Annotated in this window: 15 protein-coding genes; 5 read left to right on the forward strand and 10 right to left on the reverse strand. The window is 71.5% G+C overall.

The window, feature by feature from the left end; translation table 11 throughout:
• Window positions 1-72 precede the first annotated feature (72 nt).
• Window positions 73-1839, forward strand: coding sequence for a SulP family inorganic anion transporter (locus tag CVH10_RS05970; RefSeq protein ID WP_106488109.1), 1767 nt, complete (start codon window positions 73-75; stop codon window positions 1837-1839).
• 60 nt (window positions 1840-1899) lie between these two features.
• Window positions 1900-2928: an aspartate carbamoyltransferase gene (gene pyrB / locus CVH10_RS05975; RefSeq protein ID WP_106488110.1), complete on the forward strand. Its 1029-nt coding sequence runs from the start codon at window positions 1900-1902 to the stop codon at window positions 2926-2928.
• A gap of 91 nt (window positions 2929-3019) precedes the next feature.
• On the opposite strand, the gene ruvX is transcribed toward pyrB, so the two are convergent.
• The 8 genes from ruvX to CVH10_RS06015 form a co-directional block, all read right to left on the reverse strand.
• Window positions 3020-3460 carry a Holliday junction resolvase RuvX gene (gene ruvX, locus CVH10_RS05980; protein ID WP_106488111.1) on the reverse strand — a complete coding sequence of 147 codons (441 nt, stop codon included), beginning with the start codon at window positions 3458-3460 and terminating at the stop codon, window positions 3020-3022.
• Window positions 3461-3511: 51 nt separating this feature from the next.
• Window positions 3512-4072, reverse strand: coding sequence for a YqgE/AlgH family protein (locus tag CVH10_RS05985; protein WP_035599298.1), 561 nt, complete (start codon window positions 4070-4072; stop codon window positions 3512-3514).
• A gap of 72 nt (window positions 4073-4144) precedes the next feature.
• A complete protein-coding gene (locus tag CVH10_RS05990; protein WP_106488112.1) occupies window positions 4145-5044 on the reverse strand; it encodes an energy transducer TonB in 900 nt (299 codons plus the stop codon).
• A gap of 16 nt (window positions 5045-5060) precedes the next feature.
• Complete coding sequence (gene gshB, locus CVH10_RS05995) at window positions 5061-6029, reverse strand: glutathione synthase (RefSeq protein ID WP_106488113.1); 969 nt, start codon at window positions 6027-6029, stop codon at window positions 5061-5063.
• A gap of 84 nt (window positions 6030-6113) precedes the next feature.
• Entirely contained in the window at window positions 6114-6782 is a 669-nt protein-coding gene (locus CVH10_RS06000; RefSeq protein ID WP_106488114.1) for a S1 RNA-binding domain-containing protein, read from the reverse strand.
• Window positions 6783-6929: 147 nt separating this feature from the next.
• Window positions 6930-7661, reverse strand: coding sequence for a 16S rRNA (uracil(1498)-N(3))-methyltransferase (locus CVH10_RS06005; RefSeq protein ID WP_106488115.1), 732 nt, complete (start codon window positions 7659-7661; stop codon window positions 6930-6932).
• Window positions 7662-7774: 113 nt separating this feature from the next.
• Complete coding sequence (secB, locus tag CVH10_RS06010) at window positions 7775-8296, reverse strand: protein-export chaperone SecB (protein WP_035599928.1); 522 nt, start codon at window positions 8294-8296, stop codon at window positions 7775-7777.
• A 42-nt stretch (window positions 8297-8338) separates the two neighbouring features.
• Window positions 8339-8761, reverse strand: coding sequence for a rhodanese-like domain-containing protein (locus tag CVH10_RS06015; protein WP_035599925.1), 423 nt, complete (start codon window positions 8759-8761; stop codon window positions 8339-8341).
• Window positions 8762-8973: 212 nt separating this feature from the next.
• On the opposite strand from CVH10_RS06015, the gene gpmI reads away from it, so the two are divergent.
• The 3 genes from gpmI (at window position 8974) to CVH10_RS06030 (ending at window position 13248) form a co-directional block, all read left to right on the forward strand.
• On the forward strand, window positions 8974-10545 hold the full coding sequence (gene gpmI, locus CVH10_RS06020; RefSeq protein ID WP_106488116.1) for a 2,3-bisphosphoglycerate-independent phosphoglycerate mutase: 1572 nt from the start codon (window positions 8974-8976) through the stop codon (window positions 10543-10545).
• A 47-nt stretch (window positions 10546-10592) separates the two neighbouring features.
• Window positions 10593-11708, forward strand: a complete 1116-nt coding sequence (locus CVH10_RS06025; RefSeq protein WP_035599931.1) for a murein hydrolase activator EnvC — start codon at window positions 10593-10595, stop codon at window positions 11706-11708.
• 217 nt (window positions 11709-11925) lie between these two features.
• Entirely contained in the window at window positions 11926-13248 is a 1323-nt protein-coding gene (locus CVH10_RS06030) for a S41 family peptidase (protein WP_106488117.1), read from the forward strand.
• A 188-nt stretch (window positions 13249-13436) separates the two neighbouring features.
• Here the strand turns inward: CVH10_RS06030 and CVH10_RS06035 are convergent, their stop codons facing one another.
• Together CVH10_RS06035 and ubiH are read right to left on the reverse strand one after the other, a co-directional pair.
• Entirely contained in the window at window positions 13437-14675 is a 1239-nt protein-coding gene (locus CVH10_RS06035; RefSeq protein WP_106488209.1) for a UbiH/UbiF/VisC/COQ6 family ubiquinone biosynthesis hydroxylase, read from the reverse strand.
• 50 nt (window positions 14676-14725) lie between these two features.
• Window positions 14726-15949, reverse strand: coding sequence for a 2-octaprenyl-6-methoxyphenyl hydroxylase (gene ubiH / locus CVH10_RS06040; RefSeq protein ID WP_035594634.1), 1224 nt, complete (start codon window positions 15947-15949; stop codon window positions 14726-14728).
• Window positions 15950-16099: the final 150 nt, after the last annotated feature.

Here is a 16099-nt window from a genome sequence, read left to right on the forward strand (position 1 = left end):
AGCCGAGCGCAGGCACTTTTGGGCATTGCCTAGGCTAGCGCCTCCCATCCACCCGACACTCGAGGTTCCCCCATGGCGTCCCGACTCTCGCGTTACCTGCCGTTCCTGAGCTGGGGCCGGGACCTCGACCGCAAGATGCTCTCCGCCGACCTGATGGCCGGGCTCACCGGCGCCATCCTGGTGCTGCCACAGGGCGTCGCCTACGCCTTCATCGCCGGCCTGCCACCGGAAGTCGGCCTCTATACCGCCATCGTCGCCGCCACCGTCGCCGCGCTGTTCGGCAGCTCCTGGCACATGGTCTCGGGGCCCACCGCGGCGCTCTCCATCGTGCTGGCCAGCGTGGTCGGCGGCCTGGGCTCGCTGACGCCGGCGGAGTACCTGGGCGCGGCGATCACGGTCACCCTGCTGGTCGGGGTGATCCAGCTGGCCATGGGGCTGTTGCGCCTCGGCAGCCTGGTCAGTTTCATCTCGCATACGGTGGTGATCGGCTTCACCACCGGGGCAGCGATCCTGATCGCCACCAGCCAGATGCAGCATCTGCTCGGCGTCGACGTGGACGGCCAGGGCTTCCTGGTCGAGCTGGCCGGCCTGATCCGGGCGCTGCCGGACACCAACCTCTACGCGCTGGCCGTCGGCCTGATCTCGCTGGTCACCTCGGTGGTCGCGCGGCGCCTCAACCGCCGCAGCCCGCACCTGCTGCTCGGCCTGGCCGCCGGCAGCCTGGCCTGCTGGCTGATGGACGGTGCGAGCCATGGCGTCGCGCTGGTCGGCGCCCTGCCCGGTACCCTGCCGCCGCTGACGCTGCCCGAGCTGTCGCCGGACAGCCTGCGCACCCTGACCTCCGGCGCCTTCGCCATCGCCCTGCTGGGGCTGATCGAGGCGGTGTCGATCGCCCGCGCCATCGCCCTGCGCTCGCGCCAGGTGATCGACGGCAACCAGGAGTTCATCGGCCAGGGGCTGTCCAACATCGTCGGCGGCTTCTTCTCCTGCTACGCCAGCTCCGGCTCCTTCACCCGCTCCGGCGCCAACTACGACGCCGGCGCGCGCACCCCGCTGGCCTCGGTGTTCGCCGCCGCGCTGCTGGTGCTGATCCTGCTGTTCGCCCCGGGCATCACCGCCTACCTGCCGCTGCCGGCCATGGCCGGCGGCATCCTGCTGATCGCCTGGAACCTGATCGACGCCCGGCACATCGTGCAGCTGGTGCGCGCCAGCCGCCACGAGGCGATGGTGCTGGCGGCCACCGTCGCCGCCACCCTGCTGGTGGCGCTGGAGTTCGCCATCTACATCGGCGTGCTGCTGTCGCTGGTGCTCTACCTCAAGCGCACCTCGCGGCCGACGGTGATGGAGGTGGCGCCGCGTCAGGATCATCCGCGCCGCCATATCCGCAACGTCCACCGCTACGAGCTCACCCAGTGCCCGCAACTGAAGATGCTGCGCATCGACGGCTCGCTGTTCTTCGGTGCCACCGACCACGTGCAGCGTCGCCTGAGGGTGTTCAGCGCCGCGCCCGGCACCCGGGTACTGCTGATCGGCAAGGGCATCAACTTCATCGACACCGCCGGCGTCGAGCTGCTGCTGCAGGAGGCCGAGCGCCTGCGCGACCAGGGCGGCGACCTGATGATCAGTTCGCTCAAGGGCACCGTGCTCGACGAGCTGCGCCGACGCGGCGACCTGGCCCGGCTGGGCGAGGACCGCTTCTTCGAATCGTCCGCGGAGGCGCTCGACGCCATCGTGCCGACGCTGGACCCGGAGGTATGCCGGACCTGCACCCTGCGCGTCTTCGACGAGTGCGCCCAGATGCCCGCGCCGGACGAGGATATCCTGGCGCGGGAGGGCTGAAGCCAGCCGCCACGCGGAGTACACTAGCGCGCGACCCCCACCGCCAGCCGAGGCCCGCGCATGAGTTCTCACCTGCTCTCCGTCGATTCCCTGTCACGAGATGACGTCGATCACCTGATGCGCGTGGCGGCGCGCATGGAGCCGATCGCCCAACGCCGCAAGGTCACTCGGGTGCTGGAGGGCGCGGTGCTCGGCAACCTGTTCTTCGAGGCCAGCACCCGCACCCGCGTCAGCTTCCACACCGCCTTCTGCCGGCTCGGCGGCAGCGTCTGCGACACCACCGGCTTCACCTTCTCGTCCATGGCCAAGGGCGAGTCGCTCTACGACACCAGCCGGGTGATGAGCGGCTACTGCGACGCCATCGTGATGCGCCACCCGGAACAGGGTGCGGTGGCCGAGTTCGCCCAGGCCACCAACGTGCCGGTGATCAACGGCGGCGACGGCCCCGGCGAGCACCCCAGCCAGGCGCTGCTCGACCTCTACACCATCGAGAAGGAGTTCGCGCGGCGCGGCAAGGCCCTGACCGGCGCCCATATCCTGCTGACCGGCGACCTCAAGTTCGGCCGCACCGTGCACTCGCTGATCAAGCTGCTGTCGCTCCACGACCCGATGCGCCTGACCCTGGTCTCGCCCCCCGGCCTGGAGATGCCGCAGCACCTGATCGAGCTGGTCGCCTCCCGTGGCCACCGGGTCGAGACCCGCGAGAGCCTGGCCAGCGACTTCTCCGACGTCGACGTGGTCTACACCACGCGCATCCAGAAGGAGCGTTTCACCGCCGAGATGAGCGAGGGCTTCAGCCTGTCGCGGGAGTACACGGTGGACAAGGCGTTCATGGACCAGCGCGTCAACGACCACGCCATCGTCATGCACCCGCTGCCCCGCGACAGCCGCCCGGATGCCAACGACCTGGACGTGGACCTCAACGGCGACCCGCGCCTGGCGATCTTCCGCCAGACCGACAACGGCATCCCGGTACGCATGGCGATCTTCGCCACCCTGCTGCAGGTCGAGGACCAGATCGAGAAGGACCTGCGCGACGTGTCCTGGTTCGTGCCGAAGACCGTCGGCGTGGACGACGCCCAGTTCTGACGGGCTGGAAGGACCGAGACAGGCCGCCAGAAACGGCAACGGGCCGGCGAATGCCGGCCCGTTGCCGTTGGAAGAGCGGGAGCGCAGAAGATCAGGGCCGCGGCGGCAGCCCCTCGGCCCGCGCCAGCCAGGCCTCGAGGATCAGCACCGCGGCCAGGCCGTCGACGCTGTCCTCGCGGTAGTTGCCGCGGTGGCCGGCCTCCCGGGCGATGCTCTTGGCCTCGCGGGTCGAGCCGCGCTCGTCGGCCATCTCGCAGGGCACGCCGTAGCGGCCGTAGAGCCGCTTGCCGAACTTGCGCGCACGGGTGCTCATCACGCTCTCGCTGCCGTCCATGTTGAGCGGCAGGCCGACCACGAACAGGTCGGGCCGCCACTCCTCCACCAGCCGCGCGATCTGGTCCCAGTCGGGGATGCCGTCGCGGGCCGGCAGCGGTTCCAGCGCCCGGGCGCTGGCGGTGAGCTCGTTGCCCACCGCCACACCGATGCGCCGGGTGCCGAAGTCGAAGCCCAGTATCAGGCGCTGACCGCTCATGAGTCCCTCCGGGCGACGCCGCCTGAGCGAGCGCAGGCCGCTCCTTTCATGTCAGCTGTGGCCCGCTTCGCGGGTCATCAGGTTCAGATCGACGCCCAGCAGATTGGCGCTGGCGCTCAGGCGCTGCTCCGGCGGCACCTCGAAGAGCACGTCGGCACGGCCCTCCACGGTCAGCCAGGTGTTGTCCATCAGCTCCTGCTCGAGCTGACCGGATTCCCAGCCGGCGCAGCCCAGGCAGACCAGGAACTTCTCCGGACCGCGGCCGGCGGCCAGCGCCTCGAGCACGTCCATGGAGGTGGTCAGGGCGATGTCGTCGGTCACCTGCAGGCTGGAGTCCCACTGCTGGCTGTCACCCTCGTGGAGGATGAAGCCGCGGTCCTTGTGCACCGGGCCGCCGTAGTAGACGGGAGCGCTCAGGTGAGGGCTGGTGCTGCACTCGAGCTCGAGCTGCTCGAACAGCGCCTCGAGGGTCAGCTCCTCCATGGGGTGATTGACGATCACGCCCATGGTGCCCTTGTCGTCGTGGTCGCAGAGGTAGCTGAGGGTGCCGGCGAAATTGGGATCTTCCAGGTGCGGCATCGCCATCAGGAAGTGGTTTTTCAAGCTTTGCATGGAGCTCCCCAGCGGAAGGCGGCGCGCATCGGGCGCGCCTGCCGTGTGTCTGCGCGCGCCGTCGTCCGGTGCCTAGCGCACGCCGTAATCGTTACCTTCGCCGAACCGCCAGATGCGGGTGATGGACAGGCTGTCCAGCTCGCCCATGCCCGCATCGAAGGGGCGGTACGGCGCGGCGCCGTGGACGGTGTCCAGGGCCGCCTGATCGAGTTCGGAATGTCCCGAGGATTGTATCACTTCCGCCCGCCTGACCTGACCGTCGCGGCCGATCACCACGCGGATCCGCAGCTGGCCATCCAGCGCCGGCGGCGCCGGATGGACGCGGTTGCCGTAGTCCTCGACCCGACGCGTCCAGTCATCGATGTAGCGCGCCTCGGCGGCCCTCTGGGCCGCCGGCCGCGCCGCCCCCGAGGCGTCGCCGGCATAGTCGGCGGACAGCCCCTGCTCGCGGATGCTGGCGGTGGCCTGGGCCAGCAGGTCGCGGCCCGAGGTCGAGGGCACGCTGGCCGCCGCGGGGGCCGTGGCCTCGGCCGAGCGGGGCGCACTCTCGCGCGGCTCGGGGGGCGCCGTCTGCCGCGGCCGCTCGGCGGTGGCCGACGCTTCCGGTGCCGGACGCGCCTCGGACTCGGCCGGCGAGGCCGGATCCACCGCCCGCTCGACCTCCGCCGGCGGTACCGACGACTCGGCCCGGGGCGCGGCGCGGGACTCCGCCGGCGGCGATTCCACCGCCTCGCCGGCGGCGCGCTGGGCCGACTCGGCCAGCGCCTCCGCCGCCACCGGCGCCTCGGCGGGCCGCGTCACCAGCACCACGTCGAGGCTGGTGCGCTCCGGCGGCGCCGGGGCGAACTGGCGGCTGGCCACCACGCCGATCACCGCCAGATGCAGCAGCAGCGACACCGCCCAGGCCAGCCAGTAGCGGTAGGCGCGCGTCACCGGCGCATAGCGGATCGGGTCGTTGACGGGGGCGGCCACGGTGGCGTCTCCCGGGTCAGCCCCGGCGCGCGGCGAGGCGGTCGGCGACGGCGTCCATCAGCTGGCCGGCGATGTCGGTGCCGCGCTGGTCGTCGATCTCGCGCACGCAGGTCGGGCTGGTGACGTTGATCTCGGTGATGTAGTCGCCGATCACGTCCAGGCCGACGAACATCAGGCCCTTCTCGCGGATCATCGGCTGCACCTGGCCGATCAGCCAGCGATCGCGGTCGGTCAGCTCGCGGCTGACGCCCTGGCCGCCGGCGGCCAGGTTGCCGCGGGTCTCGCCGGCGCTGGGAATGCGCGCCAGCCCGTACTCGACCGGCTCGCCGTCGACCAGCAGGATGCGGGTGTCGCCGTCCTTGATCTCCGGCAGATAGCGCTGGGCCATGATCTGGCGCCGGCCGCCCTCGGTGAGGGTCTCGATGATCGCGCCAAGGTTACGGCCGTCCGGCTGGACGTGGAAGATGCCGCTGCCGCCCATGCCGTCGAGGGGCTTGAGGATGACGTCGCCGTGTTCGGCGTGGAAGGCGCGCAGTTCGGTCTCGCGGCAGGACACCAGGGTCGGCGCGCAGCACTGCGGGAACTGCTGGGCGAACAGCTTCTCGTTGCACTCCAGCAGCGCCCGGGTGGGGTTCACCACCAGCACGCCCTCGCGCTCGGCGAAGCCCAGCAGGTGCACGGCGTTGAGGAAGTGGCCGTCCACCGGCGGGTCCTTGCGCATCAGCACCACGTCGAGCTCGGCCAGCGGGCGCGCCTCGGCCTCGCCCAGCGCGTACCAGCGCTCGGCGTCGCGGAACACCTCGAGGTCGCACATCCGGGCGTGGGCCCGGCCGTCGCGCAGGAACAGGTCTTCCTGCTCCATGTAGTGCAACGACCAGCCGCGGTCCTGGGCGGCCCACAGCATGGCCAGGCTGGTGTCCTTCTTGAAGCTGAGGTCGGCGATGGGATCCATCACCACGCCGACCTTGAGGGGGCGTTGGCTCATCGTTCTACTCGTCGGCGCCGGGCGATCCCGGCGGGGAATGATGGCTGGCAGTATGCCGCAGGGCCGCCATGGACTCCAAGGCGCTCAGTCCTGCTCCCCGCCGGGCGCGAAGCGGATACCGCCGCTCTCGATGGTGATGCGGCGCTGCTTGTAGAGCCGGCCGATGGCCTGCTTGAAGGCGTTCTTGCTGACCCCGAGCCGGGCCTTGATCTCGCCGGCGGGGCTGGCGTCGGAGAGCGGCAGGTAGCCGCCGCTCTCGCGCAGCGCCTTGAGCACCGCCTCGCCGACCACGTCGAGGCGCTCCGGGCCCGGCGGCAGCAGCGACAGGTCCAGGCGGCCGTCCTCGCGGATCCGCTTCACGTGGCCCTCCAGGCGCTGGCCGCGGCGCAGCGGCCGGGTCACGTCGTCGTGGTAGAGCAGGCCCCAGAAGCGGCCGTCGACCACCGCCTTGTAGCCGAGATCGGTCTGGTCGGCGATCACCAGCGCCACGGCGCTGCCGGCGGCCAGGCCCTCGGCGTGATCGTCGAGGTAGCGGTCGAGGCGCTGGGTGGCGAAGGGCCGCTCGCGGTCATCCTCGCGGATCATCACCAGCACCCGGCGTCCCACCGTGGGGCGGAAGCGCTGCTCGCCGAAGGGCAGCAGCAGGTCCCGCGAGTGGCCCCAGTCGAGGAAGGCGCCGGTCTCGTTGACCTTCACCACCGGCAGGTAGGCGACCTCGCCGACGCTGGCTCGCGGCTCGCGGGTGCGGCGCATGGGCTCACGACGGGAATGGGCCGCGCGTGGGGCGGATCGGCGGGAGTCGGACATGATCGGGATTCCACTGCGAGTGTGCCGTCATTATGGGCGCGGCCCGACGGCGGGAAAAGGCGCCGGGCGCGAGGGGGCAAGGGCGAACGGGGTTCAGACGTCGCCGAAACGATCCTGCAGCAGCGTCAGGGCGACCACCGGGGCGGTCTCGGTTCGCAGGATGCGCGGCCCCAGGGTCAGGGCAGCGAAGTCGGCGGCGGTGGCGGCGTCGATCTCGGCGTCCGCGAGGCCGCCCTCGGGGCCGATCAGCAGCGCCGCACTGGCGATGGCGTCCTCGCGGTCCAGCGCGCCCGGGGTGCCGGGATGCAGCACCAGGCGCAGCGCCTCGTCGCGGCCGGCCAGCCAGTCAGCGAGCGGCGCCGGCGGATGCACCGGCGGCACGGTGGCGCGGCCGCACTGCTCGCAGGCGCTGGCGGCCACGGCCTGCCAGTGGGCCAGCTTCTTGGCCTCGCGCTCGCCCTTGAGGCGCACGTCGCCGTGCTCGGTGTAGAGCGGGGTGATCTCGGCCACGCCCAGCTCCACGGCCTTCTGGATCGCGTAGTCCATGCGATCGCCCTTGGAGATCGCCTGACCCAGGTGCACCACCAGCGGCGACTCGCCGCGGCCCTCATGGAGCGCCTCGACGCGGGCCACCACGCGCTTGCGACCGGCCTCGACCAGTACCGCCTCGGCCTCGATGCCGTGGCCGTCGAACAGCCTCAGGGGCGCGCCCTCGCCGAGGCGCAGCACTCGGGCCACGTGGCGTGCCGGGCCTTCCGGCAGGACGACGTCGGCGCCGGCGGTCAGCGCGGCATCGACATGGATACGGGGGGCCTTGATCGCCATGGACGAAACGCTCTCCTGAGGACGGTCGAAACGATACGCGCCGGAGCAGGCCTGCGCGAGGGGGATGCCCTCGCGCCGCTCTGCCCCGGCGCGATGCTGCCGGCGGCGGCCGCTTACTGCGTGGCCTGCTCGCCTTGTTGCTGCTGCTGGGCCTCGCGCTGCTTCTTCTGGGCGTAGATCGCCTCGAAGTTGACCGGCGAGAGCATCAGCGGCGGGAAGCCGCCGCGATTGACCAGGTTGTCGATGCACTCACGCGCGTAGGGGAACAGCATGTTCGGGCAGAAGGCGCCCAGGGTATGGTCGAGCTGGGCACCCTCGATGCCGCCGATGCGGAACAGGCCGGCCTGCTCGATCTCGGCCAGGAAGGAGGTGGTGCCCTCCTCGCTGTGGGTGACCTGGGCGGTGACCTTGATCACCACCTCGTAGAGATCCTCGCCGACCTTCTGGTGGGTGGTGTTCAGGTCCAGGCCGACCTTCGGCTTGAACGGCTGCTGGAACACCGCCGGGGAGTTCGGCGCCTCGAAGGAGATGTCCTTGACGTAGATGCGCTGCAGGGCGAACTGCACCTGGGGCTTGTCCTGCTGGCCGGCGGCCTCGCCGTTGGCGCCGCTGTTCGGGTTGTTGTCTTCCGCCATGGAAAGCAATCCTTTGGTCGTTGGAATGTTAGGAGGGTGCGATCACTTCTTGACCAGCGGCAGGCCGTCGGTCTGCCACTGGGTCATCCCACCCTTGAGCTTGTAGACGCGCTCGAAGCCGGCCTTGGTCAGCTTGGCCATCGCCACGCCGGCGGTCTGGCCATGCTTGCAGGCCACGATGATCGGCTTGCCCTTGTACTTCTCGAGCTCGCCCAGGCGACTGTCGAGGCTGCTCTGCGGAATGTTGCGGGCGCCGGCAATATGACCTGCCTTGAAGTCGTTCTTGTCGCGGACGTCGAGCACCACGGCGTCCTCGCGGTTGACCAGCTGAGTGGCCTCGCTGGTGGTCACGCCGTTGGCCCCGCCGCTGCGGATCTCGTAGGCGATCCAGGCGACCAGCACCAGCGCGAAGGCGGCGACCAGTAGCGGGTGGTTCTGCACGAATTCGAACAGCTGATCGATCATGATTCGGAAAGACTCTTCTTCGGGTACGCGGTGAACGAAAGCCGGCCGGGCCGGCGGCGCCAGTATACATGATGCCGTGGGGCCGCCGAGGGCGTGCGATATGACGCCCGGCGGGACCGTGCGATATGATGCCGCAAGCAGAGGCAAGTCGCGACCCCGCCCGAGGCCACAGGGCCAGGGCGGTACCGCCCCAACCACGAGGCCTTCGACCCATGACCGACTCTTCGACCCCGACGCCCCGCCCGGTGGCCCTGATCATCCTCGATGGCTACGGCTACAATCCGGACCCCACCGACAACGCCATCCTGGCCGCCGACACCCCGGTGATGGACCGGCTGTGGGAGACCCGCGCCCACGCCCTGGTGCACACCGACGGCCGCTACGTCGGCCTGCCGGACGGCCAGATGGGCAACTCGGAAGTCGGCCACATGAACCTCGGCGCCGGGCGCATCGTCTATCAGGACTTCACCCGCATCACCAAGGCCGTCGAGGACGGCGCGCTGGCCGACAACGCCATCCTCACCGGCCCGCTGGATGCCGCCGCCGAGGCCGGCCGCGCCGTGCATCTGCTGGGCCTGCTGTCGCCGGGCGGCGTGCACAGCCACGAGGATCACATCCTCGCCATGGCCGAGCTGGCCGCCAAGCGCGGCGCCACGCGCATCTACGTCCACGCCTTCCTCGACGGCCGCGACACCGCGCCCAAGAGCGCTCGCGCCTCCATCGAGCGCGTCAACGCCAGGCTCGCCGAGCTGGTCGGCGCCGAGAACGGCTACGTGGCCTCGCTGATCGGCCGCTACTACGCCATGGACCGCGACAACCGCTGGGACCGCGTCGAACAGGCCTATCGCCTGGCCACCGAGGGCGCCGCCGAGCACGCCGCCCAGAGCGCCGAGGCCGGCCTCGACGCGGCCTACGACCGCGGCGAGACCGACGAATTCGTCACCGCCACCGCCATTCTCGCCGGCGACGCCCCGGTGCGCATGGAGGACGGCGACGCCGCCTTCTTCATGAACTTCCGCGCCGACCGCGCCCGCGAGTTGACCCGCGCCTTCGTCGAGGACGACTTCGCCGGCTTCGAGCGCCAGGCCCGCCCGCAGCTGGCCGGCGGCAGCCTGGTGACCATGACCCAGTACGCCGCCGACATCCCGGCCCCGGCCGCCTTCCCGCCGGAAGAGCTGCACAACACCCTGGGCGAGGTGATGGAGAAACGCGGCCTGACCCAGCTGCGCATCGCCGAGACCGAGAAGTACGCTCACGTCACCTTCTTCTTCTCCGGCGGCCGCGAGGCCGAGTACGAGGGCGAGACCCGCGTGCTGGTGCCCTCGCCCCAGGACGTGAAGACCTACGACGAGAAGCCCGAGATGAGCGCCGTGGAGGTCACCGACCGCCTGGTCGAGGCCATCGAGTCCGGCGCCCATGACCTGATCGTGTGCAACTACGCCAACGGCGACATGGTCGGCCACACCGGCGACTTCGACGCCGCGGTCAAGGCCGTCGAGGCCGTCGATGCCTGCCTCGGCCGCGTGGTCGAGGCGCTCGAGAAGGTCGGCGGCGCCTGCCTGATCACCGCCGACCACGGCAACGCCGAGCAGATGGTCCACCCCGAGACCGGTGTCGCCCAGACCGCTCACACCACCTTCGACGTGCCGCTGATCTACGTCGGCCCGCGCCCGCTGAGCCTGGCCCAGGACGGCCGGCTGTGCGACCTCGCCCCGACCCTGCTGACGCTGATGGACCAGCCGGTGCCCGAGGAAATGACCGGCCGCGTGCTGATCGAGGCGTGAGCCGGCGGCGCTGCCCGGCCCGGCGGCGATGGCTGCCGGGCCTCGTGATGGCCGCCGCGCTGAGCGCCGCCCTGGCCACCCCGGCGGCGGCGGTGGACGAACGCGAGGCGCAACAGCGCCTGGATGCCATCGGCGAGCGCATCCAGGCGGCCACCCAGGACCTCTCCGCCACCCGCGACGCGCGGGACGACGCCAACGAGGACCTGCGCGAGGTCGAGACCGCCCTGGCCGAGACCCATGCCCGACTGGACGCGCTCCAGGCCGAGAAGCGCGACCTGCGTGACGAGGTCGAAGCGCTCGAGGACCGGCGCCAGGCCCTCGAGGACGAGCGCCAGGCACAGCTGACGGCGATCGAGGAGCAGCTCGACGCCCTCTACCGGCTGGGGCCGACGCCGCAGCTCAAGCTGCTGCTCAATCAGGACGATCCGGCCCGACTGGATCGCCTGCAGGCCTACCTCAACCGCCTCGCCGAAGCCCGCCGGCAGCGGCTCGACGAGCTCGAGCGGCTCGACGCGGCGCTGGCCGACAATCGCCGGGCCCTCGACGAGCGCGGCGATCGCCTGGCGCGCCTGTCAGAGACCCTGCAGGAACAGGGCGCCGAGCTCGCCCGCCGGGTCGACGAGCGCGAAGCCCTGGTGGCGAAACTCGACGACCGCTTCGCCAGCGAGCAGGCGCGGCTGACCGAACTCGACCAGGACCGCGCCCACGCCGAGCGGGTGCTGCGCCAGGTGCAGGAGCGCCTGGCGCGCCTGCAGCAGCCGCCGCCCTCCACCAACATCGCCGCCACCCAGGGCGACCTGCCGTGGCCGGTGCAGGGCAGCGTGACCTCGTCGTTCGGTCGCGGCGACGGCGTGCACCGCAACGGCCTGGTGATCCGTGCCCGCGAGGGCACGGCGGTCGAGGCGGTCCACGCCGGCCGGGTGGTGTTCGCCGACTGGATGCGCGGCTTCGGCAACCTGCTGATCCTCGACCACGGCGACGGCGTGATGACCCTGCATGCCCACCTGCAGCGCTTCGCGGTCGGCGTCGGCGAAGCAGTCAGCGCCGGCGAGACCCTGGGCGCGGTGGGCGCCAGCGGCGGCCAGTCGTCCGCCGGGCTCTACTTCGAGGTGCGCCGCAACGGCGAGCCCATCGACCCCAACCGCTGGATCGCCCGGCGCTAGAACGGCCGGGCAAACGACGGGCACGATTCCCAACGTGCCCGATGCTCCACCCTTCCATTAGCGTCTACTGCCACGCCGCTCATTAGCATCCGCTGCCACACCATTCATTAGCGTCCGCTGCCACACCATTTATTAGCGTCCGCTGCCACGCTATTCCAATCGCGTCCGCCGCCACGCTATGCTGGAAACCCATCTGCGACACACCGCGAGAGAGCGCATGTTCCCGACGAACGCCCCGCTGCGGCACCTGAAGGCGGTTCTGCTGCCGGTCGCCCTGCTGACCCTGCCGCTGCCCCTGCAGGCCGCCTCCGACGTCGAGCCGGCCGGCGACGACCTGCCGGTGGCCGAGATCCAGGCCTTCGCCGAGGTGTTCGAGCGCATCAAGCGGGCCTACGTCGAGGAGGTCGACGACGCCACCCTGATGCGCAACGCCATGCGCGGCATGCTCAGCGAACTCGACCCGCACTCCACCTATCTGGACGCCGACGCCTACCGGAGCCTGCAGGAATCCACCCAGGGCGAGTTCGGCGGCGTGGGCATCGAGGTCGGCAAGCGCGACGGCCAGCTCACCGTGATCACCCCCATCGACGACACCCCGGCCTCCCGCGCCGGCCTGCAGGCCCAGGACATCATCCTGCGCATCGACGACACCCCCACCGAGGGCATGTCGCTGCAGGAGGCCGTCGACCTGATGCGCGGCGATCCCGGCACCGAGATCCGCCTGACCATCATGCGCGAAGGCGAGAACGCCCCGCGCGAGGTGGCCATCGAACGCGAGATCATTCGTACCGAGAGCGTGAAGCAGGAGCTGCTGGCGCCGGGCTACGGCTATCTGCGCGTCAGCCAGTTCCAGACCCGCACCGGCGAGCAGGTCGTCGACGCCCTGGAGACGCTGCGCGACGAGGGCCCGCTGAAGGGCCTGGTGCTCGACCTGCGCAATAATCCCGGCGGCGTGCTGCAGGCCGCGGTGGACGTGGCCGACGCCTTCCTCGAGAGCGGCCTGGTCGTCTACACCGAGGGCCGGCTGCCGGACAGCGCCATGCGCTTCTCCGCCCGACGCGACACCGCCGCACCGGACGTGCCGCTGGTCATCCTGATCAACGGCGGCAGCGCCTCGGCGGCGGAGATCGTCGCCGGCGCCCTGCAGGACCAGCGCCGCGGCGTGGTGATGGGCACCGAGAGCTTCGGCAAGGGCTCGGTACAGCAGATCATGCCGCTGGGCGAGGACGAGGCGCTGAAGCTGACCACCGCCCGCTACTTCACCCCCAGCGGGCGCTCCATCCAGGCGCTGGGCATCGAGCCCGACGTGCAGGTGGTGCGCGGCCGCCTCGAGGTCGCCGACAACACCAGCCTGCGGGTGCGCGAGGCCGACCTGGAAGGCCACCTGGCCGGCAACGGCGAGAAGGACGCCCGCAGCGAGCTGAGCGAGCGGCTGCGCGACGACTACCAGCTCGGCGAGGCGCTCAACCTGCTCAAGGCGCTGAACGTGCTGGGCGAGCGCGGCGCCGCGGCCACGGTCGAATCGTCCGACGATGGCTAGCGCCGCGCCCGGCAGACGGCGAGGGCTCTGCGCGACAGGCGTAGAGCCCTCAGCCCCGACAAGCGCCCTCCACGAATCATGAAGAGCTCTTAGCGAAGGGCGAGCGCCTTCAGCGCCTCATAAAGAGCCTCTCATTGGCAGGAGCCTTCCGCGGAGGGCGAGCGCCTTCAGCGCCTGACAAAGGGCCCTCAACGACAAGAGCCGGGCAGCCGCCCCCGGTGCCCCGCCGCCTGCTGCATCAGCAACCGCTTGAGCGGCGACAGCCGGTCGACCCCGGACATGCCCAGGTTACGGACCAGGGTCAGCGCCGGATGGCGGGCCCCGAACAGCAGCCGGAAGCCATCCATCAGCTTCAGCATGGCGGCGTTGTCGCCGCGACGGCGCCGCGCGTACCGCGACAGCCACGCCTCGCTGCCCGGCCCCACGCCGCGCCGCCGCGCCGTCAGGAGCTCCTCGGCCAGTACCGCCGCGTCCATCAGCCCCAGGTTCACGCCCTGCCCGGCCAGCGGATGAATGCTGTGGGCGGCATCGCCCACCAGCGCCAGCCCCGGCAGCACGTAGCGCTCGGCGTGGCGCTGGGTCAGCGGCACCGCCAGGGCGCCGTCGACCGCCTCGACCTCGCCCAGCCTACCGTCGAAGGCCGTGGTCAGCGCCTGACCCAGGGCCTCGGGAGAGAGCCCGCAGAGCCGGTCGGCGTGCTCCGGCGTGGTCGACCAGACGATCGAGCAGTAATGATCGTCGCCCTCCACCGTCAGCGGCAGGAAGGCCAGCGGGCCGTCGGACAGGAAGGCCTGGCGCGCCACGCCGCCATGGGGCTTGGCGGTGCGCACCGTGGTCACCACCGCCGAATGGCCGGTCTCCCTCGCCGTCACGCCGATGCCGGCCAGCTCGCGCAGCGGCGAGCGGGCGCCGTCGGCGGCCACCACCAGCGGGGCGCTCAGGCGTTCGCCGCCCTCCAGCACCAGCTCACGCCCCGCCGGCCCGTCCTCGAGGCCCGTGACCCTGGCCCCGAAGCGCCGCGTCACCGTCGGCAGGCCGGCCAGCCGCGATTCCAGCGCCGCCACCACCACGTCGTTCTCGACGATATGGCCGAGCACCGGCAGGCCGGCCTCCTCGGCGGAGAATGCCACCTCGCCGGTGCCCTCGGCGTCCCACACCCGCATGCCGCGATAGGGCGTCACGCGCCGGCCCTGCATCCACGCCCAGGCGCCCAGCCCCTCGAGCAGGCGCTGGGAGACCGGTGTCAGGGCACTGACCCGCCGCTCCGGGCGGCCGCGGCCCACGGCCTCGGCGTCCAGCGGCGCCGGGCGCGCGTCCACCAGCGTCACCGCCACGCCGGCCTCGCCCAGCAGGCAGGCCAGGGTCGCGCCGACCATGCCGCCGCCGACGATGATCGCCTCGCCGGCCGGCGTCGCGTCTCGGTTCATGCCGCTCGCCTCCTCCTTCACGCTGTCGTCCTCCTTCACGGGCGCCTCGGTCATCGCTCCACTCCCATGGCGCGGCGGGCCAGGGTCCGGCGCAGCGGCCCCAGCAGGTTGAGCCCCACCAGGCCGGCGGCCCGGGCATGGGAGAGCAGGGGGCTGTCGAGCCCGAACAGCCGGATCAGGCCGTCGCTGAAGCGGATCACGTCGTGGCGGTCGCCACTGCGGCGGGTCTCGAAGTCGCCCAGGGTGGCGGCGCTGCCGGCGGGTTCGCCGCGCGCGGCGCCGGCCGCGATGGCGGCCACCAGGTCCATCACCCCGCGCAGCGCCAGGTTGAAGCCCTGACCGGCCACCGGATGCAGCGCGTGGGCCGCGTTGCCCATCACCGCCAGTCCCGGCCGGGTGGTCTCCCGGGCCGTGACCAGAGACAGCGGATAGGCGTGGCGCTTGCCGACCCGGCGGAAGCGCCCGGCGCGGTCGCCGAAGGCGCGCTGCAGCTGGGCCAGGAAGTCGCCGTCGGAGAGCGCCAGGCGGTCCTTCTCCTGCCCCGCCTCATGGGTCCAGACCAGCTCCATGGCCTGGCCCTTGAGCGGCAGCAGGGCGATCGGGCCGTCGCCGGTGAAGCGCTCATAGGCCCAGCCGTCGTGGGGCCGGTCGACCTCGACGCCGGCGATCAGCGCGACCTGATCGTAGGGCCGCTCGCGGCTCTCGATGCCGAGGCGCTCCTTGAGGCCCGAGCGGCCGCCGTCGGCCAGCACCGTCAGACCGGCCTCGAGGCAGGCACCGTCGGAGAGCGTCAGCCGGTGACCGCCGGCCACGGGCCGGATCTCCTCGACCCGGGCCGGGCAGTGCCAGTCCAGCGGCAGCTCGGCCAGACGGCGGTGCAGCACCCGTCCCAGCCAGGCATTGGGAATCACCTGGCCCAGGGCCTCGCCGCCGAGCTCCTCGGCATTCAGCCGGGTCGCGCCCAGGCGGCCCTGCTCGCTGACGTGGATGCGGCGGATCGGCGAGGCCTGCTCGGCCAGGCCGTCCCACAGCCCCAGGGTGCGGAAATGCGCCACCGAGCCCTGGGCGATGGCGCTCGCCCGGGCATCGAAGCTCGGCTGCCAGGGGGCGTCGAGCTTCGCCGTCATGGGCGCGGCCTCGATCACCGCCACCGTCAGCCCCAGCCGCTCGATCAGCGGTGCCAGGGCGCAGCCCAGGCTTGCGCCCACCAGTCCTCCGCCGACAATGGCGATGTCCACGTGTCGCGGGGCCTCGCCCCCGCCCAGATCGCTCATGGCCGGCTCCTCTCTTTCATCACGGCTGTCATCACGGTCCTCATCCTCACGACCTTCATCCTGACGGCCCTGTCAGCCGACGCTCCTTATGCCGCCCTGCTGGGGCGGCGCCGGAATGCCGATTCACGGCCAATATTCCATAATGTACGT

This window comes from Halomonas sp. ND22Bw (assembly GCF_003011945.1).
GTDB classification, from domain to species: Bacteria; Pseudomonadota; Gammaproteobacteria; order Pseudomonadales; family Halomonadaceae; genus Halomonas; species Halomonas halophila.